17 protein-coding genes are annotated in these 23668 nt (G+C 70.2%); 9 read left to right on the top strand and 8 right to left on the bottom strand.

Annotation, left to right across the window (positions count from 1 at the left end):
• Window positions 1–143 precede the first annotated feature (143 nt).
• The 3 genes from ACFY9I_RS27475 to fxsT are packed head-to-tail and all read left to right on the top strand — an operon-like array spanning window position 144 to window position 6095.
• The gene (locus tag ACFY9I_RS27475; RefSeq protein ID WP_391006194.1) at window positions 144–773 is read left to right on the top strand and encodes a TIR-like protein FxsC; all 630 of its coding nucleotides are present in this window, start codon (window positions 144–146) and stop codon (window positions 771–773) included.
• A 4-nt stretch (window positions 774–777) separates the two neighbouring features.
• Complete coding sequence (gene fsxC / locus ACFY9I_RS27470) at window positions 778–2115, top strand: FxsC protein (protein ID WP_391006191.1); 1338 nt, start codon at window positions 778–780, stop codon at window positions 2113–2115.
• Window positions 2112–6095, top strand: a complete 3984-nt coding sequence (gene fxsT / locus ACFY9I_RS27465) for an FxSxx-COOH system tetratricopeptide repeat protein (RefSeq protein WP_391006188.1) — start codon at window positions 2112–2114, stop codon at window positions 6093–6095. The genes fsxC and fxsT overlap by 4 nt, the downstream gene beginning before the upstream one ends.
• A 73-nt stretch (window positions 6096–6168) precedes the next feature.
• Here fxsT and ACFY9I_RS27460 read toward each other — a convergent pair whose 3' ends face one another.
• Window positions 6169–7107: an alpha/beta fold hydrolase gene (locus ACFY9I_RS27460; protein ID WP_391006185.1), complete on the bottom strand. Its 939-nt coding sequence runs from the start codon at window positions 7105–7107 to the stop codon at window positions 6169–6171.
• 341 nt (window positions 7108–7448) lie between these two features.
• Window positions 7449–9146, bottom strand: a complete 1698-nt coding sequence (locus tag ACFY9I_RS27455) for a DapH/DapD/GlmU-related protein (protein ID WP_391006182.1) — start codon at window positions 9144–9146, stop codon at window positions 7449–7451.
• 201 nt (window positions 9147–9347) lie between these two features.
• On the opposite strand from ACFY9I_RS27455, the gene ACFY9I_RS27450 reads away from it, so the two are divergent.
• Window positions 9348–10841: a hypothetical protein gene (locus tag ACFY9I_RS27450; protein ID WP_391006179.1), complete on the top strand. Its 1494-nt coding sequence runs from the start codon at window positions 9348–9350 to the stop codon at window positions 10839–10841.
• 36 nt (window positions 10842–10877) lie between these two features.
• Here the strand turns inward: ACFY9I_RS27450 and ACFY9I_RS27445 are convergent, their stop codons facing one another.
• Complete coding sequence (locus ACFY9I_RS27445) at window positions 10878–12605, bottom strand: protein kinase (protein WP_391006176.1); 1728 nt, start codon at window positions 12603–12605, stop codon at window positions 10878–10880.
• A gap of 317 nt (window positions 12606–12922) precedes the next feature.
• Complete coding sequence (locus tag ACFY9I_RS27440) at window positions 12923–13804, bottom strand: PaaX family transcriptional regulator C-terminal domain-containing protein (protein ID WP_391006637.1); 882 nt, start codon at window positions 13802–13804, stop codon at window positions 12923–12925.
• A gap of 219 nt (window positions 13805–14023) precedes the next feature.
• Here ACFY9I_RS27440 and ACFY9I_RS27435 point away from each other — a divergent pair, with 219 nt between their 5' ends.
• The 5 genes from ACFY9I_RS27435 (at window position 14024) to ACFY9I_RS27415 (ending at window position 19253) form a co-directional block, all read left to right on the top strand.
• A complete protein-coding gene (locus tag ACFY9I_RS27435) occupies window positions 14024–14689 on the top strand; it encodes an SDR family NAD(P)-dependent oxidoreductase (RefSeq protein ID WP_391006173.1) in 666 nt (221 codons plus the stop codon).
• 622 nt (window positions 14690–15311) lie between these two features.
• The gene (locus ACFY9I_RS27430; RefSeq protein WP_391006170.1) at window positions 15312–16124 is read left to right on the top strand and encodes a VOC family protein; all 813 of its coding nucleotides are present in this window, start codon (window positions 15312–15314) and stop codon (window positions 16122–16124) included.
• Between the two features lie 134 nt (window positions 16125–16258).
• On the top strand, window positions 16259–17152 hold the full coding sequence (locus tag ACFY9I_RS27425) for an alpha/beta hydrolase fold domain-containing protein (RefSeq protein WP_391006167.1): 894 nt from the start codon (window positions 16259–16261) through the stop codon (window positions 17150–17152).
• A gap of 186 nt (window positions 17153–17338) precedes the next feature.
• A complete protein-coding gene (locus tag ACFY9I_RS27420) occupies window positions 17339–18040 on the top strand; it encodes an alpha/beta fold hydrolase (RefSeq protein WP_391006165.1) in 702 nt (233 codons plus the stop codon).
• A gap of 61 nt (window positions 18041–18101) precedes the next feature.
• Window positions 18102–19253 carry a YhjD/YihY/BrkB family envelope integrity protein gene (locus ACFY9I_RS27415; RefSeq protein ID WP_391006162.1) on the top strand — a complete coding sequence of 384 codons (1152 nt, stop codon included), beginning with the start codon at window positions 18102–18104 and terminating at the stop codon, window positions 19251–19253.
• 52 nt (window positions 19254–19305) lie between these two features.
• Here the strand turns inward: ACFY9I_RS27415 and ACFY9I_RS27410 are convergent, their stop codons facing one another.
• The 4 genes from ACFY9I_RS27410 to ACFY9I_RS27395 all read right to left on the bottom strand — a co-directional run bounded on the left by ACFY9I_RS27410 (window position 19306) and on the right by ACFY9I_RS27395 (window position 23455).
• Window positions 19306–20337 (bottom strand): substrate-binding domain-containing protein, encoded by a 1032-nt coding sequence (locus tag ACFY9I_RS27410; RefSeq protein WP_391006159.1) that lies wholly within the window; start codon window positions 20335–20337, stop codon window positions 19306–19308.
• An 80-nt stretch (window positions 20338–20417) separates the two neighbouring features.
• Window positions 20418–21254, bottom strand: a complete 837-nt coding sequence (locus ACFY9I_RS27405; RefSeq protein WP_391006156.1) for an ATP-binding cassette domain-containing protein — start codon at window positions 21252–21254, stop codon at window positions 20418–20420.
• A complete protein-coding gene (locus ACFY9I_RS27400) occupies window positions 21251–22264 on the bottom strand; it encodes an ABC transporter permease (RefSeq protein WP_391006155.1) in 1014 nt (337 codons plus the stop codon). Before ACFY9I_RS27400 ends, ACFY9I_RS27405 begins: the two co-directional genes overlap by 4 nt.
• 168 nt (window positions 22265–22432) lie before the next feature.
• Window positions 22433–23455 (bottom strand): substrate-binding domain-containing protein, encoded by a 1023-nt coding sequence (locus tag ACFY9I_RS27395; RefSeq protein ID WP_391006152.1) that lies wholly within the window; start codon window positions 23453–23455, stop codon window positions 22433–22435.
• Window positions 23456–23668 lie beyond the last annotated feature (213 nt).

The raw sequence follows: 23668 nt of genomic DNA, 5'->3' as shown, positions 1-23668 counted from the left end.
CCGGACGACCCCTGGCACCGGCGGCGGTTTTCGCGTTCCAATGGATCCTGGAGGAGATTCAGCTGTGATGCTCGGGGCTGGGAGGCCCGAGGTGGGCGACGGGGGAGGGGAAAGGCGAGTCCATGATTCATCCGGCTTCTCAGGTGACCCGAGCGACGGTCTCCTCCGATCCGTATGTGTTCTTCATGAGTTACGCGCGGACGCCGCTGGCGGGGGCCCGGCCCACGAAGGACGCGTCGGATATGGCGCTGGAGCAGTTCCACGCCCAGTTATGCAGCGCCATCATGCAGTTGACGGACCACGACGGTCAGGAAGCGCCCGGCTTCCTCGACAAGAGGATGGAACCCGGCGACTTCTGGGAGATCAGACTCAAGCAGGCGCTGGCCACCTGCCGGGTCTTCGTACCGATCTACAACAGCCGGTACTTCAGAAGAGAATGGTGCGGCAAGGAATGGGACGCCTTCGCACGGCGTCAGCGCCTGCGCACCAGGCCGTACACGGGCAACGCCATCATCCCCGTCCTCTGGGTGGGGGAGCAGCACCTGACCCTGCCGCCGGTGGCGGCCGAGGTGCAGTACGCCCACCCCGATCTGGGTAAGGACTACCTGCAGTCCGGTCTCTACGGACTGAAGCAGGCGGGCCGTCACGCCAAGTACCGCAGCTCCGTGTGGGCGCTCGCCCAGATGATCGTCAAAGTGGCTCAGCAGACCAGCCTTGAACCGTGTGACGTGGAACTGTTCAGCGACCTCCGGAACGTCTTCGAGGGGGAATAGCGGGATGCCGATGTTCTTCATGAGCTATGCGCGGGTTCCTGCTCCCCGGCACCGGGACGCCTCACAGGATCCCAATCGGCTGGTCTTCCAGTTCTTCGACGAACTGTGCGGGAAGGTGGCGCGGTACGCCAGAGTGCCGCGGGAGGAGGCCGGTTTCGTCGAGCGGCCCGGCGAGCCGGGGGAGAAGGCGATCAAAGCGCTCCTCGGCTGTCAGGTCTTCGTCCCGCTGTACTCGAAGCGCTACTTCAGCAATCCGCAGTGCGGACGGCAGTGGACCGCCGTCACCCAGGGCACCGTTCAGACGGCTCGGCCGAGCATCGTCCCGGTGCTGTGGACGCCCTATCCGCCGACCTCGCTCCCCAAAAGGGTCAAGGAGCAGTACCCCGAGGTGCCCGAAGGCATCGGTGAGGCCGCCGAGAACTACGCCTCCATGGGCCTGCACCGGCTGCTCGACCAGTTGCTCGACCTGACCGAACGGCCGGACCCGGAGGACGAGCAGGCGGCCGACCGGTTCCGCGCCCAGGTCGAGCAGGTCACCGACTGGCTCGCCAGACGCATAGTCGACCAGGCCGCGACCGTGCCCGGGCAGCCCCCGGCCGGCGGTGCGGGGAGGCCGGCCGAGCCGGTGACGCTTGCCGGGCTGGACGACGCCTTCGCCGACCCGCCCTTCGCCTCCCCACTGCACATCACCGTGCTCGCCCCGACCGAGGAACAGTTACCGGTCGGCCGGGACAACACACGCTACGGCCCACGCGTCGACGACTGGCGGCCGTACGGCCAGGCGGTCGGACCCCTGGTCGAGCAGATGGAGTCCGTGGCCCGCAACCTCGGTTTCGAGCCCACCGTGCTGCCCTTCCACAAACACCAGGCGGAACTGAGGAGCGCGGAGATCCCGACGGCCCCCTGGATCCTGGTGGTCGACCCCTGGGCCCTGGAGAACGACCAAATGGCGGCCCAGGCAAGGGAGTTCGACGCGGCCCGACAGCCGTGGACGGCCGTGCTGAGTACGCTGGCAGGGGACGATCTGCAGACCAAGGAGCAGTCCGACCGGCTGCGCGGACTGCTGCTGACACACTTTCCCCGCTTCCTCAGCGAGGGCCGGGCGGGCGAGCAGGAAGCGGTGCGCGGTCTGGCCGGAGCGGATGTCTTCACGCGCTGGTTCAGCGAACTGGCCGAGGCAACCAAGATCCGCTATTTGCGGTACATTCATTCGCAATTGTCCCGGAACGCCACCGGTGTCCGGGACGTTCCGGAATCCGGTGCGGACCTGTCCCGAGGGCCCGACGCCGGCGGGGGCGACGGGGCACCGAGCGGCGGACGTCGCGTGGAGGGCAGGTCATGACCGGCGAGGACCCGCGCAGGATCATCACGTTCTACTCGTACAAGGGCGGCACGGGAAGGACGATGGCGCTCGCCAACACGGCGTGGATCCTGGCCTCCTCGGGCAATCGCGTCCTGGTCGTCGACTGGGACCTCGACGCTCCGGGACTGGACCGCTTCCTGCACCCCTTCCTCAGCGAGAGGCAGTTGCGTGAGACGCCGGGAGTGCTCGAACTGGTCAGCCGGTCGACCCACTTCGTGCTCTCGGCGCAGGGCGTGGGCGGGGCCGCGCACCGGATGGAGCCGATTCCGGGATACCCGGCCGAGGCCGACCTGGGGGTGGCCGACGGCATCACTCTCAACAGATGCCTCATCCAGGTCGACTGGGACTTCCCCCAAGGCGGTCAGCTCTACTACCTCCCGGCCGGAACGAAGAACAAGGGCTACCTCGCGGCGTTCTCCCAGTTCGACTGGAAGGAGTTCATGGAGGGGCCGCTGGCCACCCGGTTCCTGGAGGGGCTCAAGCGCGAGTTCACCGAGAACTTCGACTACGTCCTCATCGACAGCCGTACGGGCCTCAACGACATCTCCGACATCTGCACCGTCAATCTGCCGCAGGCCGTGGTCACCTGCTTCACCCCCAGCAGCCAGAGCATCGAGGGCGCCGCCGGAGTCGCCGAGCGCATCGACGGAATGCTGTACCGCAACCGGGACATCCGGATCCTGCCCGTCCCGATGCGCGTGGAGAACGCCGAGGCCGACCGGCTGGACGCCGCGCGGGGCCAGATCCAGTACCGCTTCGACCGGATCGTGCGCAAGCACGTCCCCGAAAGGGACCCCGAGGACTACTGGCGCAGTGTCGAGATCCCTTACGTGCCCATCTACTCGTACGAGGAGACGCTCGCCCCGTTCCGCGAGCAACCCGGGGATCCCAAGAGCCTGCTGTCGGCCTACGAGAGACTCGCCGACGTCATCACGGACGGCCAGGTCACCTCGATGCCGCGCATCGACGAGCCGCTGCGCCGCAAGACCCTGGATCGGTACACCCGCCATCGGCCGCCCAGCATCTCCGATGTGTACGTCAGCTTCGTCCCCCAGGACAGGAGTTGGGCCAACTGGGCGAGCGCGGTCCTGGGACAGGCCGGTTTCAAGGTCCACCTGGCGCAGGAGGGCACGGTCGAGGGCGCGCTGGTGCGCGACGAGATCGAGCGCGGTGTCGAGTCCGCCTCGCACACCCTGATCATCTTCTCCCAGGACTACCAGAGGTCGTCCCGGTTCCGTACGACCTGGGAAGCGGTCTGGGCGGAGAGCGACCGGCGCACGCACCAACTGGTCTCCATGAAGGTCGACCAGCAGGTGTCACTCGAGGCGCCCTTCACGGAACAGCTCGCCGACATGACGCGCTGCGGAAGCCAGGAAGAGGGGCGCGACACGCTGTTGACGTGGTTCGGGCGCAGCGGGGAGTCCCTGACGCACAGCCACTTCACGGGGGCCGAGGTCAAGCTCCCCCGCTTCCCGAAGACCGAGCCCCTGGTCTTCCAGGTTCCGCTGCGCACGTCGTCCTTCACCGGCCGTACGGAGCTGTTGGAGGGCATCCGGGAGAAGCTGTGGCAGGAGGACACCCGAGCGCTCGTCCTCAAGGGCATGGGCGGTGTCGGGAAGACCCTGCTCGCCCAGGAGTTCGCCTACCGCTACAAGAGCGACTACGACGTCGTCTATCACATCCAGGCCGAGGAGGACTACCGGGGCCTCGAGGCGTACGCGAACCTGGCCGCGAGACTCGAGCTGCAGGAGCGGCCCAATCCGACCGACACGGCCAAGGCCGTCCATGAGGCACTCAACGACGGCGACCGGTATGACAGTTACCTGCTGATTCTGGACAACGTCCCGGAGCCCGGCAACCTCCTCGAGTTCCTGATGGACGGCAGGCGCGGCCACATCCTGGTCACCAGTCAGCTCGCCGAGGGCTGGGGGCGTTTCGTGGACACCATCGACGTACCCGTCTTTGAACGGAACGAGAGCATCGCCCACCTGCGCACTCGGCTTCCCGACTGCGGCCGGACGGAGGCCTACCAGATCGCGGAGGCACTGGGCGACCTGCCGATTGCGATCGAGCGTGCCGCGGCCTACATCGAACAGGCCAGGGCCGACGTCCACGACTACATCCAACAGCTCCAGCCCCATGCCGCCGGCGCCCCGGCCGACAACACCGTCGGCGAAGTCAAGCACACCTGGGAGTTCGCCCTCGGACAACTGAGATCGAACTTTCCGGCGGCGATGCGGCTCCTCCAGATCTGTTCGTACTACGGCCCCGAGCCGATCTCGATGGATCTGCTGGAGGGCTTCGAGGTCTCCCGGGCACTGGGCGGCGTCCGTACGGTCTCCCGCGCGTACAAGGAGCTGAGCAAGTTCTCGCTGGTCACGGTGGACCGCAAGGCCCGGAGCATCACGGTGCACCGCATGATGCAGGTCGCCATGCGGGGGATGATGAGCGAAGAGGAGCGCGAGGCGGCACAAGCGGTGGTCTATCGCTCGCTGGTCGCGGCCAGGCCCAGCGGGGACGACCCCGAGAACCCCAACACCTGGGAGAAGTACCGCATCATCTGGCCGCACCTCGGTACGCCGTGGGCCAAGACCACCGCGGACGAGGGCATCAGGGAGCTCTTCGTGGACCGGGTTCGCCAACTGCGCCGCCGGGGAGAGCTGAACCAGGCCATGAAGTACAGCGCCCAGCGGGTGATCGACTGGTCCAAGGACGGCTCCCCGGACGAACGCTGGACACTCCACATGCGCTTCCAGATCGCCAACGTCATGCGCGCCCAGGGCAGGTACGAGGAGTCCCTCGCCCTGGACCAGGAGGTCCTGGAGCGGCAACGCACGGTTCTGGAGGACGAGGACGACCAGCACATCCTCATGACCACCAGTAGCATCGCCGCCGACCTGCGCGGGCTGGGACGGCTGTCGGAGGCTCTGCGGTACGACGAGGAGACGTACGAGAAGTACGGGGAGATCTACGGGGAGGACCACGCGCGGACCCTCAGCGCGGCCAACAACCTCGCTGTGGCCCTACGTCTGTCCGGTGAATACCACAAGGCTCGTGACCTCGACCGCAGGACGCTTGAGCTGCGCGAGGCGATCCAGCTCGAAGACCACCCCCTGACCATCGAGTCGGCGGTGAACCTGGGGCGGGACCTGCGTGACTGCGGGGACTACGAAGAGTCCGTCACGCTGCTGCAGCGCGCCTACGAGCGCTGTCTGCGTAATCCTCGCCTCACCCAGGGCTCACCGACCGTGCTGAACACGGCCAAGGGCCTGGCCGGTTCCCTGCGCAGGGCGGGCCGCGCGGCGGAGGCCGAGGAACTCGTGCGCCATGTGCTGAGGAGCACTCCCACACCCGACGGGGAGAAGTCGTCCTCCGAACAGCTGCTGCTGGAGATGAGCCTCGCCGGCGACATCGCCGCCCAGGGCCGCGTCGACGAGGGACTGAAGCTGATCCGCAAGGTCCACGAAGATTTGAGGGACACCTTGGGGGAGGAGCACTCCCAGACAGTGGCCTGCTCGGTCAACCACGCGGTGCTGCTGCTCCACGACATCCAGGCCGTTCGCCCGGAAGTGGCCGCCGAGGCACAGGAGTTGCTGCGCAAGGCCGAGCAGAGGTTCTCCGAGCTCAACGGCGATCACCACCCCCACGTCCTCATCTGCCGGACGAACCTGGCCGTCGCGCAGGCGGCGCTCGCCGAGTGGGAGGCCGCCCGTAGAACCAGCTCCGAGGCCTACGAACTGCTCAAGGGGGGCCTTGAGCCCAATCATCCGTCGACGCTGACCTGCGCGGGGAACCATGCCGTCGTCCTGAGCCGTCTGGGCCGCGCCGACGAGGCGCGCACCAAGCACCATGACGCTCTGGCCGCGTTGAGCAAGCGGATCGGCAGGGAGCACCCCCGTGTGCGAGCGCTCAAGGAGTGGAAGCTGAGCTGTCTCGACCTGGAGCCGCACCCGATCTAGAAGGCTGGGCGAACCGGGGTGGTGCGGCCGGTGCCGGTGTCGGCCGCACCGGCCGCACCGGCCGCGGCGGATGTCAGCGGCCGGCCGAGTCCCGGGCCCAGGCGAGCACGTGGGGCAGCGCGGGGAGCGCCGCGAAGTGGGCCGCGGAGGGCTGCAGCACGGCCTTGGCCGAGGGGATCTTCTTGGCCAGCCAGTGGAAGTGGGCGACCGGGGCGAAGACGTCCCGCTCCCCGTGCCAGAGCATCACGGGCACCGAACCGTCGATCTCGTCGAGCTTGAACCCCCAGTGCGACCGGAACGCGACCAGGTCGTCCACCCAGCCCATCGGTGCCCGTGGATCGGCCGCCGCCTCCTCGCCCTGCTGCGCGCGACCCACGGCGGAGAGGTAGTTCGTGAGGAGGTGCTGGCGGATCCCGGCGTCCTCGACGATCACCCGGTCCACGTTCGGCATCTCCTCCTGGAGGGACGCGAGGAAGACAGTGGGGTCGCGCCGGATGGTCTCGGCGTTCCGGGCGAGCAGCGCGCCCAGCTCGGTCACATCGGGGGCGTGACGGTCGAGCAGGTCGTAGGTCGACACATTGGATTCCGACATCCCGCCGTGCCAGTCGAAGCCGTCGTCGTCGGTGTCCGGCGGGGCGAGCGAGACCAACGCGGCGACACTCGCCACTTGGCTGCCGATGTTGCGTGCCGCGCAGGCCAGGGCATGCGGTGCGCCGCCCGATCTGCCCACCACCGAGTACTTCTTGAGATCCAGGTCCCCGGCGATGGCGTCGACGTCCTCGGCCGCGTCGACCACCGTCCGTTTCTCGTGGCGGTCGGAGCCGCCGTACCCCGGTCGGTCGTAGGCGATGAGCCGTACGCCGAGCTTGTGGAGATCGAAGGTGCGCAGGCGGGGCCCGAGTCGGCTTCCGGGAGTTCCGTGCAGCAGAAACACCGGGTGTGCGTCCGGATCGCCCCACGTCTCATAGGCGATCGTCCGTCCGCTTGACGGCGTCTTCACTGTCTTAACCACCCGATGCCCTCCCGTGCCAGCGGCTGTGGAGTGAAGCGCGGGACCTCCCAGCATTACGCATGGGAAGCCCCGCTCCTAGTAGCTGCTCAGCCGTTCTGGCTTCATGTGGCAAGAATTGGGTAAACGTGGGCCGCTCGGCTGTTCACGGACCAAGGTAGACCACCGGGGCACGGGTCGCCGGGTGAGGGGGGAATTCATGGTGACCGAGTGAGTCATGGGGTATTCAGCCTCCTCGCACTCTCCGAGCCGTTCCGGTTCCTGCCCGGTGCCCGGCACCTGGGTGACGGCGCGACCACCCGTACGGGGCAGTGCGGACGCTGACGTTCCGGACGTGGCGCGCCTCACGCTCCGCCTGCCGGTTCCGGGCGGTGTACGCCACGTGGCCGATAGCCCAGGGCGTCGGAGCGGCCCAGCAGATCCGCAAGGAGCCAGACGATGGCGAGCCACATCTCGGTTCCCTGCAGGCCCGGCTCCGGGCCCGGCCCCGCCGTACCGGGTCCAAACCCGAAGCCCTCGCCGTCCTGCCAGCGGGTCAGGGCGGCGCCGAGCCGCTGCTCGGCCCAACGGCGGATCTCGGCCGCGCGGTAGCTGTCGTCGCTTCCGTCCCCGCCGCCCGACTGCCGTGTGCAGAGCCACAGCGGGTGGGCGACGTCCAGTACGTTGCAGGCGTTCTCCCGCCCCGCACCGAAGTAGCGGGTGTCACGGGCGTGGTCCAGCACCGCGTCCACGACCCGTTCCGGATGGGGGACGGGTACCCCGAACTGTGCGAAGGAACCCCGTGTGAGCCGGTAGTAGCCGTTCACCACCTGGAGGCGGCCGGCGGTGCCCGAGGGGGTGCCCCACATCCCGGTCCAGGGGTCTGCCCGGGTGAGGAGCCAGCCGAAAAGGGCTTCGAGGGTGCCCGCGGTGAGGCCGGCGCCACTGGGGTGTCGGAGGTTCCAGTGGGCGGCCGTGGCCCAGGAGTCGATCCAGGCACCGGCACTCCACGCGCCGTCGCTCCAGGGCAACCGCTCCAGACGGGCCATGAGTTGACTGGCCGTCATATCGCTCACCCCGCGTACCGGATGGCGGAAGGAGGCGCCCAGGAGGTCGAGCGCGTAACCCACGGAAAGGACGTGGTACAGGGCGGCGCCCTCGCCGATGAAGCCGTCGGCGTCCATGGGCGGCAGCCGCTCGCCGAATTCGGGTAGGAGGCCGGTCTCCTCGTCCTGGAGGGCCGCGAGGCGCTCGATGTGTTCTGCCTCGGTCAGGTGTTCCGGGGGTCGGCCCAACAGCAGGTCGGCGATCTCCACCGCGTCGCAGTGGGCGCGCACGGTGGGGGCGGCGCCGGGGCGGTCGGTGTAGTGGGTGCCGTTCCAGCACCGGTCGAGAAGGTCGGCGGCCTGGGCGCGGGTGGTGTCGGCGAACCGGGTGAGAGCGTCGTCCCCACTCCCCGTGCTCGCCGGCTGCCTGTGGCCCCCCGTCTCCCGCCGGTCCCGGATCCGCCGCGCCGGATTCCCGGCCGTCACCGTCCACGCCGGCACGTCCTTCGTCACCACCGCTCCCGCGCCGATGACGCAGTGGTCGCCGATGGTGACGCCGTCGACGACGACCACATGGGAACCGATCCACACGTCGTCGCCGACGGTGATGCCCCGGCTGGTCTGGGGCTGCCGGAAGACCGGCTGGTCGGGGGCGGTGGAGTGGTTGAAGCCCAGCAGCGAGGTGTGGGCGCCCACGCGCACACCGGAGCCCAGGGCGATCGTGCCGCGTACGACGGTGAACGGGTTGAGCGTGCAGTCGCTGCCGGTGGTCAGGGCGCCGGTCACATAGGCGTGCGCGGCTATGTAGGAGTCGTCGCCGAGCCGCAGACGGTCGGGGAACACCGCCGCCGACTCGGCCACGTAACACCGCTCGCCCACGGCGCTGTCCCCGCCGAGCGACCGCTGGCGCTCCCGCTGCGCGGCGCGCTGTTCCTCGCTGGCCTCCTTCTCGAACAGCCAGGGGCAGTGGTCGAAGTGGACGAAGGACCTGAGGGGCGGCTGCTGTCGGTGATCCATGGACCGCACGCTAGGCGGACGCCCGTCCCGTGAGGAAGAGGGCGGAAGAGTGCCGGGAGGGGAGCCGGGCTGGGGAAGCCGGGCTGGGCCGGGAGGGTGAAGGTGGGCCGGGGGCGGTGCGCCGCGGGGACGGAACGACAGCGCATGACACATCATTTCGTCGCTTTGGGATGGTTTTATTCATATTCCCCGGGATGGGTCATGCGCATCAGTCCGAACGCCGCCCCGGTCGTCGCGCCCGTCACCGTCACGACGACCGTCACACCGCTTCTCATCCCCCTCGCCGTCGTTGCCGGAGCCTTCACCCTGGCCCAACTCCTTCTCGTGCCACCGGCGATGGGGCTCGGCTGGGACGAGTCCGTGTACGTCAGTCAGGTCAGCCCGCACGCACCGGCGGCGTTCTTCAGCGCACCGCGCGCCCGGGGAGTCTCGCTGCTGGTCGCGCCGGTCGCCGGGTGGTCGTCGTCCACCGTGTTGCTGCGCGTCTATCTGGCGGTGCTGTCCGGGGTGGCGCTGTACTTCGCCCTGCGGGCCTGGCGGGGGCTGTTCCCCACGCGGGTGTTGGCGCTCGGGGGCGCGCTGTTCGCCTCCTTGTGGGTGACCCTCTTCTACGGTCCGCAGGCCATGCCCAACCACTGGGTCGCGATCGGCGCACTCGTCTGTGTGGGGTGCTGCCTGCGCGTACGGAAAGATCCCACAGACCGGGCGGCCCTGTGGGGTGCGGGCGCCGGTGCCGCGCTGATGGCCTGGATGCGGCCCACGGACGCGGTGTGGGTGGCTCTCCCGCTGTTCGCGCTGCTGGTGGGTGTACGGGGATGGCGGCGGCCGGGGCTTCTGGCGGCGTTGGCGGCCGGGCTCGGGACCGGCGCGGGGGCGTGGACCGTCGAGGCCTACGCCCAGTACGGCGGGCCGGCACGGCGGCTCGCCGACGCCTCCCGGATCCAGGGCGGGCTGGGCTGGAACATCGCCGTCGACGACCAGATGCGCGCTCTCGTGGGGCGCACGCTGTGCCGTCCCTGCACCGGCGACATGCCGAACGCGGCGGTCCTCGCCTGGTGGTTCGTCCTCCCGGTGCTGGCCGCCCTCGGACTCGTCGTCGCGCTCAGGACCGGGCGGGCCACGGCCACCGCGGTGACCCTGGCCTGTGCCGCCACCGCGGCCGTCCCGTACCTGTTCCTGATCGGGTACGCCGCGCCGCGCTTCCTGCTCCCCGCGTACGCCCTGCTCGCGATCCCCGTCGCCGACGCGCTGCTCGACCTCGTCACGGGGCCGGGCGGGTCCTGGCGGCCGGTCGTGGGGGCCGTGGTGGGGCTCGGGCTCCTCGGGCACCTCGCGGTGCAGTACACGGTGCTGTCCCGCACCGTCGAGCGGACCGACGCCTTCCACCGCGACTGGGACCGCACCGCCGCCGAACTACGGAACCTCGGCGTCCGGCCGCCCTGTCTGCTGACCGGTGACTACGCCATCCCCATCGCCTACTACGCGGGCTGCGCCTCCGGCCACACCCACGGCAACAACGCCAACATCACCCGCGAAGGCATCCTGGAGACCGCCGAACGCATTCCGGTGGCCGCCCTCGTCGCCCCGGGCGGCGGTCCGCCCGAGTACGCCCGGCCGTGGCCCGTCCACGAGGTCGCCGGGTTCAGGCTGCACGTGGCACCGACGGGCACCCGGGCAGTGGCCGGGCCCCGGTGACGGGTGGGCGGGGTTCAGGAGACAGGTGGGCGGGGCTCAGGAGACCCCGGTGACGAAACCGTCCCTGGCCGTGTAAAAGACGGGACGATAGGTGTCCCAGTCGGCCTCCGGCGCGGAGAGGTAGATGTCGTACTCCCGCTGGCCCGCACGGCCGTACCCGAGGTCGATCGCGCGGAACGGACGGGCCCGCCCCTGGAAGGTGAACTCCCACACGGCCGCCGGCTGCCCGCGGAAGGTGGTCTTCTGCATCCGCAGCTTGCGGTACGAGAGGTAGTTGATCTTGGTGTTCGCCTCGATGTCCTCGAAGTGGGCCATCGGGTGCGAGCCGGCGGGGTCCACGACGCCGATCGTCAGTTCCGCCAGTTTCGCCTCGTCGGTGTACGTGACCGACTCTGCCGTCCTTTTGCCGGCCTGCCAGCCGTCCGGGACGGGGAAGGCGATGCCCAGGGTCTTGTCCGTGACCAGGCGGAAGCCGTCGGGAACGGGGGAGGGGGAGGGCGATTGGGACGGGGTGGAGGTGGCTGTGTTCCCGCTCGGCGAGGTGTCGTCGCCCTCGGGGCCGGACATCGAGTACAGCGTGGCTCCGACCAGCGCGGCTGCCCCGGTCACGGCGACGGCGACCGGGACGAGGGTGCGACGCCTGCCACTGCCCCGACGGGCGGGCCCGCCGGCGTTCGGGTCCGCGCCGATCGGGGAGTCGCCCCGGCCACTGTCACGGTCTGTGACGACCGGATCCGTTCCACCACCGGTTTCCCGGCCGACGAGCCGCCCGCCACCGCCGGTCCGCCCGTCGGAGGCGCCCCCGCCGGAGGACACGCGGTCCAGGACTTCGCCACCGAAGGACGGGGCGCCGGTGGGCGGGTCCACGTCGGCCGATCCCCCGGTGCCCGGGACCGGCAGGGCGATCGTCGCCGAGCCGGAGAGCACGGCCCGTAGCGCCCGTTCCGTCTGCTCGGTGGAGGGGCGGTCGGCGGGGTCCTTGGCGAGGAGGGCCTCGATCAGGGGCTGCAGGGCGCCGCCCTGCTTCAGGGGCTCCAGGGGGTCCACGGCGATGGCGTACGCCGCCTCCATCGCGGTGAGACGGCGGAAGGGCGGGTGGCCCTCCACCGCCTGGTACAGCGTGGCGCCCAGCGCCCACAGGTCCGAGGCGGGGCCGGGCTTCTGGCCCCGGATCCGCTCAGGGGCCATGTAGTGGATCGAGCCCACCATCTCGCCCGTCTTGGTCAGGGTCGAGGCGTCGGTGGTCATCGCGATACCGAAGTCGGTGAGGACGACCCGGCCCTCGGCGCCGAGCAGGACGTTGCCGGGTTTGACGTCGCGGTGCAGCACACCGGCGGCGTGCGCGGCGCGCAGCGCGGCGACCATGCCCAGACCGATCCGCGCCGCCTCCTCGGGGGAGAGGGTCCGGCCGTCCATGAGGAGATCGGCGAGTGTCGGCGCCGGGACGTACTCCATGACGATGCACGGCCGGCCGTCCCCGGTGCCGCTCTCGTCGACGTCCACGTGGTCGTCGACGACGTCATGGACGACGATCACATTCGGGTGCGCGATCCGGGCCGCGCTGCGCGCCTCGCGCCGGGTGCGCTCGTACAGGGTGACGAGATCGTCGGAGGACAGGTGCGGCTGCACGTGCAACCGCTTCACCGCCACCTGGCGGTCGAGGACCTCGTCACCCGCCCGCCACACCGTGCCCATGCCGCCACGGCCTATCTGCTCCGTGAGCCGGTAGCGCCCGGCGATCAGCCGCCCTACGTCCGACACCACGTGCCCTCCGCCAGCCCTGCGTACGTTCGATTCGCCTCGTCACAATAACCGGCCCCGGGCCACGGCCATGGAGCGGACCGGCCTGTGAGGGCGCGGGGTGAGCACTCGTGAGCACTCGCACGTCGTGGGGAGCACCCGACCGGTCCGGGAAGTGGGCCGCCGGAGTCCGGGACCGGCTGCGTGAGCGTCTCATGGGCTCGGCCGCGCCCCACCGGTCGGTGGCCTCGGGCCGGGGGGAGCCGTGGACACGAGGAGCTGGACACGAGGAGCTGGACACGAGGGTGCCTTGATGCGCACCTCGGCCTTCGCCTCGACCTTCATGTCGATGGCCTTTCAGACCACCCCTGATGCAGCGGCACCGTGTCCAGGAGTTCGAGGGCCGTCCGCCGGGCCGGCCCCGTCGTCTGTCCGGCCACGCGGCGGAAGGTCTCCTCGGCGGGGCGGGCCGGCCAGTCGGCGGGAAGGTGGCGGGCCGGGAGCCGGGGGTCGGTGCGGATGGTCCAGAGCCATTCGCTGACGAGGCGCAGCAGGGTGCCGATCGGGTCGTCGCCGGAGCCGGTGCCGAGGTGGCCGGTCCAGCGTTTGTCGAAGGCCACATAGCGTGCAGCGATGCCGTCGAGGTCCCAGGTGTCGCGGATCATCAGCTCGACGTCGGTGGTGGGGTCGGCCTGGGCGTGGAAGATCTTGACGTGCTCGGTGAGCCCCAACTCCGCGACGGCGCCGGCGATGTCGACGTTCCCCGGGGCGATCCACAGCCCGCTGTAGAGCGCGCCGAACCCCGACCAGGTGAGCCGGGAGCGCAGGTCGTGGCGACGGCGCTTCCAGGGGTCGGGGAGGGAGAAGCCGAGGAGGGTCCAGGTGCCGTCCCAGTCGTCGTTGACGGCGCCCTGCTCCCAGATGCGGGTGCGGCCCTCCCCCAGGACGCGCGTCGCCTGCGGGGTGAGGCCGAAGTACATTCGGCGGCCCTCGCGTCGGCGTCGCAGCAGACCTCGGTTCACCATCCGCGTCAACGTCGACCGCACGGCCTGCTCGCCCACCCCGACACGGCCGAGCACGTCGATGATGCTGCCCGAGTAGACACACAGGTCACGGTCGCCCTCCTCCAGCACGTGGTTGCCGAAGAAGGCGAGCATGAGCGACTGCGGGCGCGGCTGTGGACCGTCCGGCAGGTCGGCGTCCGGAGCGTCGCTGTCCGGGATGCCGCTGTCCGGGGTGCCGCTGTCCGGGGTGTCCAGGATGTCGTAGTTCTCCACGGGGCAAGAGTACGGCCGCCCCTTCGAGGCCCCGGCGGGGCGGACGCAGGGTGATCGGCGGCATCGGCGCCGACCCTTCATGATGGGGACCGTCGACGCCACCCAGCAGGCCGGAGCGCCGGGCGGCCGACCGTCCACGGAGGGGCAGCGGAGAGGGAAGCCATCATGACCACCATCGCCGTCATCGGGGCCGGGCCGGGGCTCGGCGCGGCCGTCGCCCGTCGCTTCGGCCGTGAGGGGTTCGCCGTGGCGCTCGTCGCCCGTGACCTCGAACGGACCCGGGCGCTGGCCGCCGACCTCGCGGACCAGGGCGTCACGGCCCGGGGATTCGCCGCCGACGTACGCGACCCGGAGGCTCTGGCCGCCGCACTGGACGCGGCCGGTACGACCCTGGGCCCGATCGAGGTCCTGCAGTACAGCCCGCTGCCGCACCGGGACTTCATGCTGCCGGTGCTGGAGACCGGCCACGCCGATCTCGTCGGTCCTATCGAATTCTCGGTCTACGGTCCGGCCGCCGCCGTACGGCGGGTGCTGCCCGGCATGCGCGACCTCGGCCGCGGCACCATCCTCTTCGTCAACGGCGGCACGGCCGTGGTCCCGCGCCCCGACCGGGCGGGTACGTCCATCGCCTTCGCGGCGGAGAGCGCGTACGGCCACATGCTGCACGACACCCTCGCGGCCGAGGGTGTCCACGTCGCCCAACTCGTCGTCCCGGGCGCGATCGTCCCCGGTCACACCAGAAAGGACCCGGCCGTTCTCGCCGACACCCTGTGGAAGCTCCACCGCGACCGCCACGGCTTCCGCCACTTCGCCGACGACCTCGACGCCTGAGGAGCGACCCCACGGTGACGACCGGCCGGCGCCCGACCCCACCGAAGCGGTGACGGGAACGCGGGCCGTCCGGTCCCGCCGGTGACCGGCGCACCCCGGCGATCACGACGGGTCGGCGTGGGAAGCCGCCGGCCAGGGCCGGACGGCCTTCCATCGCGCCCACTCCGTCCGGCGACGGGCTGATCCGTGAGTGCGCGGGCCTGGGACGCGTCTGCGGTGTGGGCGCTCGAACCGGTGGCGGTCACCGGGCGCCTGAGTCGGGTTCATTCGCGGGTGCGGGCCTGGGACGCGGCTGACGCCGTGGCGCACCGCCGGCTTGCGCCCGGCCCGATCCACGAACGCGTACTGCTCCGCTCGGTGCCGACCCGTGTGGCACCCCGCGATGCCATAGCCGTGTGACGCTCTGCCCGCCCGGCAACACCTTGCCAAGCTCCGACATTGCCCTGCCCGTGCCGCCGCCCCCCGGGGGTTCCGCTGGTCCCGCCGCCCCCGGTCTCCCCCGGACCGGCCCGACCCCGTCCTTCACCCTGCGCTCCGGCACCCCCATCGCGGTCGACGCGCGAGCGTCGCGGGTGGGTGTCAGGCTGAGATCACTGGATCCGCTAGTGCGAAGGGGAATCCCGTGATCACCACTGACCTCACTCCCGGCTCCCCCTGCTGGCTCGACCTCGGTGCCCCCGACGTACCGGCCGCGGCCGCCTTCTACCGCGCGGTGCTCGGCTGGGAGTACGAGCCCATGAGCGACGAGGGCGGGGGCGAGGGGGAGGACATGGAGGGCGGAGCCTTCCGGAAGGACGGCAAGGCCGTCGGCGGGCTCGGCAAGCTCACCGAGGAAGGTGCGCGTTCGGCCTGGATGATCTACTACACCGTCGACGACGCGGACGCCACGACGCAGACCGTGGAGCGCGTGGGCGGCACCGTGCGGGTGGCTCCGAGGGACCTCGGCGACTGGGGCCGGATGGCGCAGTACAACGACCCGCTGGGCGGCCAGTTCGCCGTCTGGCAGCCCGGGAAGGACCAGGGCTTCGAGCGGGCGGACGAGCCGGGCTCGCTGTCGTGGACCGAGCTGTACACGACCGACGTCGCGGCGGCCAAGGAGTTCTACGGAGAGGTGTTCGGCTGGCAGTTCGGCGAGATGCGACTGCCGGGCGACGCGGGCACGTACACCCTCATCACGCCCGCCGGACTCCCCGAGGAACGGATGCAGGGCGGTCTCATGCAACTCCGCGAGGAGGACCTCGCCCTGACGAACGGGCGGCCCTACTGGCACCCGGTCTTCGCCGTCACCGACTGCGACGCGGCGGTCGCCGCCGTCACCGGCAACGGCGGCGACGTGCAGATGGGACCGGAGGACGCGGAGGGGGTCGGCCGCCTCGCCGTGTGCCTCGACCCGTCCAAGGCGGACTTCGTGGTCCTCACCCCCGCCGAGAGTTGACCCCGCCCAGAGCCAGACCCGCCCATAGCTGACCCCGCCCGTCCTTCAGACGCTCATCGTTGCGCAAATCAGGATTACCGTCCATCATCAGGAATCCTGTTAATTCAACGTTGTAGCGATGGGCGGGGTCGATCATGTCGTTCAGTGCCAGAATCCAGGCCAGGGGCGTTCAACTGCTGCTCAGTGGCGTCATGACCCGGGTCCACAAGGAGCTGCGTTTCACCGACCTGCCGAAGCGGACGGAGTCCCTCCGGGTGGAGACCGGCGCCGGACCGGTGTCCTGCACCGTCTACCGCCCCCCGGCCGGCACCGACACCCCCGCTCCCGTGTACGTCAACTTCCACGGCGGCGGCTTCGTCGTGGCCCGCCCCGAGCAGGACGACCACATCTGCCGCTACATAGCCGCCACAGCCGGCTGCGTCGTGATCAACGTGGACTACGCCGTCGCCCCCCGGCGGCCCTTCCCCGCCCCGATCACGCAGGCGTACGACGTCACCGAGTGGGTCGTCCAGAACGGCGCCGCCCACGACTGGGACGGCTCGCGCGTCGCCGTGGGCGGACACAGCGCGGGAGCCAACCTGACCGCCGGAGTCTGCCGCCTGGCCCGCGACCGGGGCACCTTCACCCCGAAGCTCCAGATCATCGACTCCGCACCGCTGGACCAGGTCGCGGACCCGTCGACCAAGCATGCGCGCATCGCCAAGCCGCTGCTCAGCCCTCAGCTCATGCGGATCTTCACCTCCGCCTACGTCCCGAACCCGGCCGACCTCTCCGACCCCCTGGTCTCACCCGGGCTCGCCGACGACCTCGCCGGGCTGCCCCCAGCCCTGGTCATCACCGCCGAGAACGACCGTCTGCGCGACGAGGGCGACGCCTACGCCAAGGCCCTGGACGCCGCTGGAGTCCCGGTCACCCACCGGGTCTTCGAGGGAGTCGACCACTACTTCACGCACACCGGCCCGGTGCCGGCCGGCAAGGAAGCCATAGAACTGATGGCCGGCACCCTGCGCACCGCCCTCGCCCCCTGACGCCGCCCTGGCCACTGTCGTACGCGCCCCGACGCCACCGTCGTAAGCGCCCTGACGCCACCGCCGTATATGTGCAGGCGCTATATGCAGGCGCTATATGCAGGCGCTCGGTCGTGGTCGGTGCATACGCTCGGCCGAGGCCGGGCGCGGTACGTGCCACGGCGTCCAACCGACGAAAGGCGTGATGTGCGACTCAACACCCGTGAATGGGGCGCAGGTGAACGGACGGCCCTGCTCGTGCACGGCATCATGTCCGACTCCCGCACCTGGCGCAGGGTCGGCCCGGCCCTCGCCGAACGCGGTTACCGGGTGATCGCCGTGGACCTGCGGGGACACGGGCTCTCGCCCCGTGGCGAGTACAGCCCGCAGTTCTTCGCCGACGACCTCGTCGACTCGCTGCCCCAGGGGGCCGATCTCGCCATCGGGCACTCCCTGGGCGGACTCGTCCTGTCCCTCGCCGTGGAGCGGCTGCGGCCCCGGCGGGCGGTCTACTCGGACCCGGCCTGGTCCTCGGCCGACCCCGGTCGGGAGATCGGCCCCGATGTCTTCGCCTCCTTCAAGCACACCACCCGCGATCAGATCAGCGCGTTCAACCCGCGCTGGGACGCCGAGGACGTCGACGTCGAGGTGGCCACACTGGCCGCCTGGGACGTCGACACCGCGCGCTTCCTCGACGGCCGCCCGCTCACCGGGTTCGTTCCCGCCCGGCCCGTCGTGCCCTCCCTCGTCCAGCTCGCCGACCCCAGTTTTTTGATCGGCGCGGACGACGTGGACCGGCTCCGCGCGGCCGGCTTCGAAGTCCGCACGGTCGCCGGCGCGGGCCACACCATCCACCGCGACGACTTCGACGGGTTCATGAAGTCCCTCGACGGGTACGCCGTCGAGTGATTGCCTGCCCGAATGTCGTGAATGTACGTATAAGTAGTGCTCGGTCGGATACCCGGCCCGCATGATGCGGACGTTGAAACGGCATGGCAGGCGCGGCACGCACGTCGCACGTGATGCACGTGATGCACGTGATGCACGTGACGCACGTGACGCACGTGACGCACGTGACGCACGCGACGCGCACAGCGCGCACGGCGTCGCCGACCGCGAGGTCGAGGACGCGCGGGCGCCGCACGCCGGGCCGGACGAAGAAGTGGAGCGGCGGGCGCCGGACAGCCCGACGGAGCTGCCGAGGCGCTCCTGGGGGACGGTTCTGAAGGGCACCCTCAAGGAGTTCAAGAAGGACGAGCTGACCGACCGGGCGGCGGCGCTGACCTATTACGGGATCCTGGCGCTGTTCCCGGCCCTGCTGGCGCTCATCTCCCTGCTGGGGGTCGTCGGCCGGTCCGCCACCCAGGAGGTGCTGGACAACATCCAGCGGCTCGCCCCCGGCGCCGCGCGAGACGTCCTCACCAACGCGGTCGAGCAGATGCAGGGCAAGGCCGGGCTCGGTTCCGTCATGGCGATCGTGGGTCTGGTGCTCGCGGTGTGGTCGGCCTCCGGCTACGTCGCCGCGTTCATCAGGAGCGCGAACGCCGTGTACGACGTCCCCGAGGGCCGCCCGGTGTGGAAGGTGCTCCCGGTCCGGGTCGGAGTGACGGTCGTGCTGATGGTCATGGCCGTGATCAGCGCGCTGATCGTGGTGTTCACCGGCGGCCTCGCCCAGGAGGTGGGCAGCGCGCTGGGCGTCGGAGACACGGCGCTCACCGTGTGGTCGTACGCGAAGTGGCCGGTGCTGGTGCTCCTGGTCACCATCATGATCGCGGTGCTGTACTGGGCCACACCGAACGCGAAGGTCCGTGGCTTCCGCTGGATCACCCCGGGCAGCCTGCTCGCCCTGCTGATCTGGATGGTCGCCTCGGCCGGCTTCGCGTTCTACGTGGCGAACTTCGGCTCGTACAACAAGACCTACGGCACGCTCGCCGGCGTGATCATCTTTCTGGTGTGGCTGTGGATCACCAACCTGGCGATCCTTCTCGGCCTGGAGTTCGACGCGGAGCTGGCCCGTCAGAGGGCCGTCGCGGGCGGACATCCCCCGGACGAGGAGCCGTACGTCGAACCGCGCGACACCCGCAAGTGGGACGAGGAGGACCGCCGCCGTCTCGAAACCTGAGGCGCCGCGCCCACGCCGGGCGCATGCCGACGCCACCGCGACGCCGCAGGGCTCACGCCCCCTGGAGCAGTGGAGCAGGCCGTTCCCCCGACCCCCTGACGATCAGACGGGTGGGGACGGTGACGGCGCGGGCGCGGGAGCGGTCGCCGTCCAGGCGCGCCAGGGCGGTGGTCGCCGCCGCCCGGCCGATCTCCTCGGGGTCCTGCGCGACGACCGTCAGGGCCGGTTCGAGGGCCTCGGCCAGGGCCACGTCGTCGAAGGCGACCACGGCGACGTCCTTGCGGTCGCTGCGGGCGAGTTCGGTGACTATGCCCAGCGCGACGATGTTGTTGCCGGCGAACAGTGCGGTGGGCGGATCGGGCAGCTCCAGTAGCCGGGCGGTGGCGGCGGAAGCACCGTGCTGGTCGTGGGCGTTGGTGACCAGGGAGCGGTCGGCGGGGAGACCGGCCTCCTGGAGGGCGGACCGGTAGCCGGCCAGACGCTCCCGGCGGGTGTAGAGCTTGGTGGGCAGGTCACCGATGAACCCGATGCGCCGGTGGCCGTGCGCGATCAGATGGGCCACGCCGTCGTGGGCGCCCGCACGGTTGGTGCTGACGACACTGTCCGTGGCGAGGCCGGCCCCCGGACGGTCGAGGAAGACGACGGGCAGACCGGCCGCGCGCTGGGACTTGAGGTGGGAGTGGTCGGCGCCGACGGACGGCACCACCATGAGGATGCTGATGCGACGGGCCAGGAACTTGTCCGTCAGCCCGCGTTCACGGTCGGGGTCATCGGCGGAGGACCCCATGAGCAGCGTCAGACCACGGTCGCGGACGGTGTCCTCGATACTGCTGGCCACGGCCCCGAAGAAGGGGTTGCCGAGGTCGGGGATGACCAGTCCGACGGTGGTGTCGGGTCCGCCGACACGGATGTTGCGGGCCATGAGGTTCGGCTGGAAGCCCAACCTGGCCACCGCCGCGAGCACCTGTTCCCTGGTCCGTGCCGAGGCGGGTCCGTCCTCGTTGAGGACGCGGGAGACGGTCTTGGCGCTGACACCCACTTCTCGGGCGACGTCGGCCAGGGTGGGGCGGCGGTTCGCTGCCATGGAGGAAACGGTCTCCTGTGCTCGTCACACACAGGTCCCGGCCGAGGCCGGGCCGGAACCTGCGCGTGCTCGGTTGTCCGTCAATCGGCTTGGACGCCCGCGGCCTTGACCGCCGCGGAATCCGCTACGACAGTATCTCCGGCCTCGTCTACGGTGAGTGCGCCGGTCATGATGGCGACGACCTCGGCCATGGAGTAGTCGGAGGGCTTGATCACGGCCGCGCGACGGCCCAGCCGGTGGACGTGGATCCGGTCGGCGATCTCGAAGACGTGCGGCATGTTGTGGCTGATCAGGACGACCGGCAGGCCCTTGTCCCGGACGCGGCGGATGAGGTCCAGGACCTGGCCGGACTCCTTGACGCCGAGGGCGGCGGTCGGCTCGTCCATGACGACGACGCTGCGGGCCCAGGCCACCGACCGGGCGACCGCGACGGCTTGGCGCTGTCCGCCGGAGAGCGTCTCGACCGACTGGGTCAGCGAACGCAGACCGATCTTCAGGTCGGCCATGTGCTCGGCGGCCTCCTCCCGCATGCGCTTCTTGTCGAGCATGCGGAAGACACTGCCGAGGACACCGGGGCGGCGGAGCTCGCGTCCCAGGAACATGTTCGAGGCGATGTCCATGGACGCGGCCACGGCGAGGTCCTGATAGACCGTCTCGATGCCGTGGGCACGGGCACTCTGCGGACCGGAGAAGGTGATCGGTTCGCCGTTGAGGCGGATCTCGCCCGCGTCCGGGGTGACCGCTCCGGTGAGAGCCTTGATCAGGCTCGTCTTGCCGGCCCCGTTGTCGCCGATGACCGCGAGGACCTCACCGGGCAGCAGGTCGAAGTCGGCGCCGTCGATGGCGGTGACATGGCCGTAACGCTTGACCAGACCACGGGCCTGCAGCACGGGCGTGGGGGAGGAGGTGGCGGTCATCGGGCCTTCTTCCGGGAGAGCTGGTCGACGGTCACCGCGAGGATCACCAGGACACCCGTGATCAGGGTCTGGTAGATGGAGGCGACACCCATGAGCTGCAGGCCGTTGCGGAACACACCGACGATGAGCACGCCGATGAAGGTGCCCAGCACCGATCCGCGTCCGCCGAAGAGGCTGGTGCCGCCGAGGACCACGGCGGTGATGCTGTCGAGGTTGTCGGTCTGTCCCGCCTGCGGGTCGCCCACCCCGGTGCGGGAGATGAGCAGCAGGGCGGCGATGCCGTAGAGGACGCCGGCCACGGTGTAGACGCCGACGGTCAGCCGGGAGGTGCGGATGCCGTTCAGCCGTGCCGCCTCCTGGCTGTTGCCCAGCGCGTAGACGTGCCGGCCCCAGCCGGTGCTGCTCAACGCGTAGGCGAGGAGGAGGAACAGCGCGATGGTGACCAGGGAGCCGTAGGTGATGTCGGTGCCGCCGAGCGGGAAGGTCTGCCCGAGGGCCGTGAGCGGGCCCGGCAGGTTGGTGACCGTCTGCTCCTCGGAGTAGATGTGGGTCAGCGCGAACGCCACGTTGAGCATGCCGAGGGTGACGATGAACGGGGGCAGCGGGATCTTCTGCACCAACAGCCCGTTGAGCAGCCCGAAGCCACCGCAGACGACCAGGCCCAGGGCGATGGCGGCGAGCGGGGGCAGCGAGCCCTCGGCCGCCATCTTGGCGATCATGATGCTGCCGAACGCCATCACCGCGCCGCACGACAGGTCGATGCCCGCCGTCAGGATGATCAGGGTCTGTCCGATGGCGAGTGTGCCGACGACCATGACCTGCTGCACGATCAGCGAGAAGTTGCCGCCGGTGAGGAACTGGTCGGTCGAGAGCGAGAAGAAGGCGCAGGCCAGGAGGAGGGCGACCAGCGGGCCAGTGGTCGGTGCCGTGAGCAGTCTGCGGGCCGTGCTCGGTGCGGTGAGCCCGGCGTACGGCTTGGACGTGGACGGTGGCGTGGTCGTGGCTGTCATGCGAAGTCCTTGTCGGAAGACAGAGGTCGTGCCCGCCCCGGTCGAGGGCGGGAGGACGAGCGGGCGGCCGTCCACCGGTCGGGGAGGAGGGGGGGCGGCCGCCCCGCTGGGGAAGGCGGAGCCGCGCGATGCCGCTCGGGGGCGGACCGTACGGGCTCCCGGGGCTGATCAGCCCCAGCAGTTCTCCAGGCCGTAGGCGGTGTCCTTGGACGCGACCCCGTCCTGCGCCTTGTCCGTGATGAGAGTGACGCCCGTGTCGGTGTAACCGGACGCCTTCTTGCCGTCCTTGGCGAACGTCACGACGGCCTGGACGCCCTGGGCGGCCATCTTCAACGGGTACTGCTGCGAGGTCGCGGCGATCTTGCCGTCCTTGACCGCCTGGGTCCCGGTGCAGCCGCCGTCCACGGAGACGATCAGTACGTCCTTCTCCCGTCCCTTGGCCTTGAGCGCGGTGTACGCGCCCAGCGCGGCCGGCTCGTTGATCGTGTAGACGACGTTGATGTCCGGCTCCTTCTGGAGACAGTTCTCCATCGCCGTCTGGCCCTTGGCCTGGTCGCCGGCGGTGTCCTGGGAGCAGACGACGGAGGGGTCGCCCTCCTCGACGCCGAAGCCCTTGAGGAAGCCGTTGTGCCGCTGGACGCCGACGGAGACGCCCGGCGCGAGGTCGAGGGTGGCTATCTTCGCGCTCTTGCCCTTCATGGCGGCCTTGGCGTACTGGCCGATCAGCTCGCCCGCCTTGAGGTTGTCCGTGGCGAAGAGGGCGTCGACGGCGCTCTCCGGCTCGGTCGGCGTGTCCAGGGCGATGACCAGCACGCCCTTGGCCTTCGCCTTCTCGATCGCGGGCACGATGGCCTTGGAGTCGCTCGGGGTGATCAGGATGCCCTTGACCCCCGAGGCGACCATGTTCTCGATGGCCGTGACCTGACCGGCGTTGTCGCCGTCGAACTTGCCCGCGGCGGTGAGCAGTTCGGCGCCGTTGTCCTTGGCGGCCTTCTCCGCGCCCTCCTTCATCTTCACGAAGAACGGGTTGGTGTCGGTCTTGGTGATCAGACCGACCTTGACCTCGCCCGAACCGGAGCCGGTGGAGGTCGATCCGGAGCCGGATCCGCAGGCCGTCAGGGTGAGGGCCGCGACGCCCGCGACGGCGGCGGCTCTGAGGAGGGGAGAGGACAGGCGAGTGGTGCGAGACATGATCGACTCCTGTGGGATAGCGAGCGGCACGGGATCGGATGCAGCGCGTGCCGCCCCGGGGGTGTCATCGTTGACTTATGTCATCGTTGACACTGCCTGGCGAGGATGATGGACTCCGTCTCCCGGAAACGTCAATGCCCTGCACTTGTCACAAATCGGCAACGCCGACGGCCCCCGCTCGTCCGTGGCCGTCCGGCAACTGCGCCACGACGC

The organism is Streptomyces sp. NPDC012510 (genome assembly GCF_042955065.1).
GTDB lineage: Bacteria > Actinomycetota > Actinomycetes > Streptomycetales > Streptomycetaceae > Streptomyces.
Note: the sequence above shows the minus strand (reverse complement) of the source record. Positions and strands in the feature narration are given on the sequence as shown.

Bases quoted from the DNA above. Each gene is read 5' to 3' on its own strand.
- fsxC (WP_391006191.1), top strand. From the start codon at position 778: ATGCCGATGTTCTTCATGAGCTATGCGCGGGTTCCTGCTCCCCGGCAC.
- fxsT (WP_391006188.1), top strand. From the start codon at position 2,112: ATGACCGGCGAGGACCCGCGCAGGATCATCACGTTCTACTCGTACAAG.
- ACFY9I_RS27455 (WP_391006182.1), bottom strand. From the start codon at position 9,146: ATGGATCACCGACAGCAGCCGCCCCTCAGGTCCTTCGTCCACTTCGAC.
- ACFY9I_RS27450 (WP_391006179.1), top strand. From the start codon at position 9,348: ATGCGCATCAGTCCGAACGCCGCCCCGGTCGTCGCGCCCGTCACCGTC.
- ACFY9I_RS27435 (WP_391006173.1), top strand. From the start codon at position 14,024: ATGACCACCATCGCCGTCATCGGGGCCGGGCCGGGGCTCGGCGCGGCC.
- ACFY9I_RS27425 (WP_391006167.1), top strand. From the start codon at position 16,259: ATGTCGTTCAGTGCCAGAATCCAGGCCAGGGGCGTTCAACTGCTGCTC.
- ACFY9I_RS27415 (WP_391006162.1), top strand. From the start codon at position 18,102: ATGATGCGGACGTTGAAACGGCATGGCAGGCGCGGCACGCACGTCGCA.
- ACFY9I_RS27410 (WP_391006159.1), bottom strand. From the start codon at position 20,337: ATGGCAGCGAACCGCCGCCCCACCCTGGCCGACGTCGCCCGAGAAGTG.
- ACFY9I_RS27405 (WP_391006156.1), bottom strand. From the start codon at position 21,254: ATGACCGCCACCTCCTCCCCCACGCCCGTGCTGCAGGCCCGTGGTCTG.
- ACFY9I_RS27400 (WP_391006155.1), bottom strand. From the start codon at position 22,264: ATGACAGCCACGACCACGCCACCGTCCACGTCCAAGCCGTACGCCGGG.
- ACFY9I_RS27395 (WP_391006152.1), bottom strand. From the start codon at position 23,455: ATGTCTCGCACCACTCGCCTGTCCTCTCCCCTCCTCAGAGCCGCCGCC.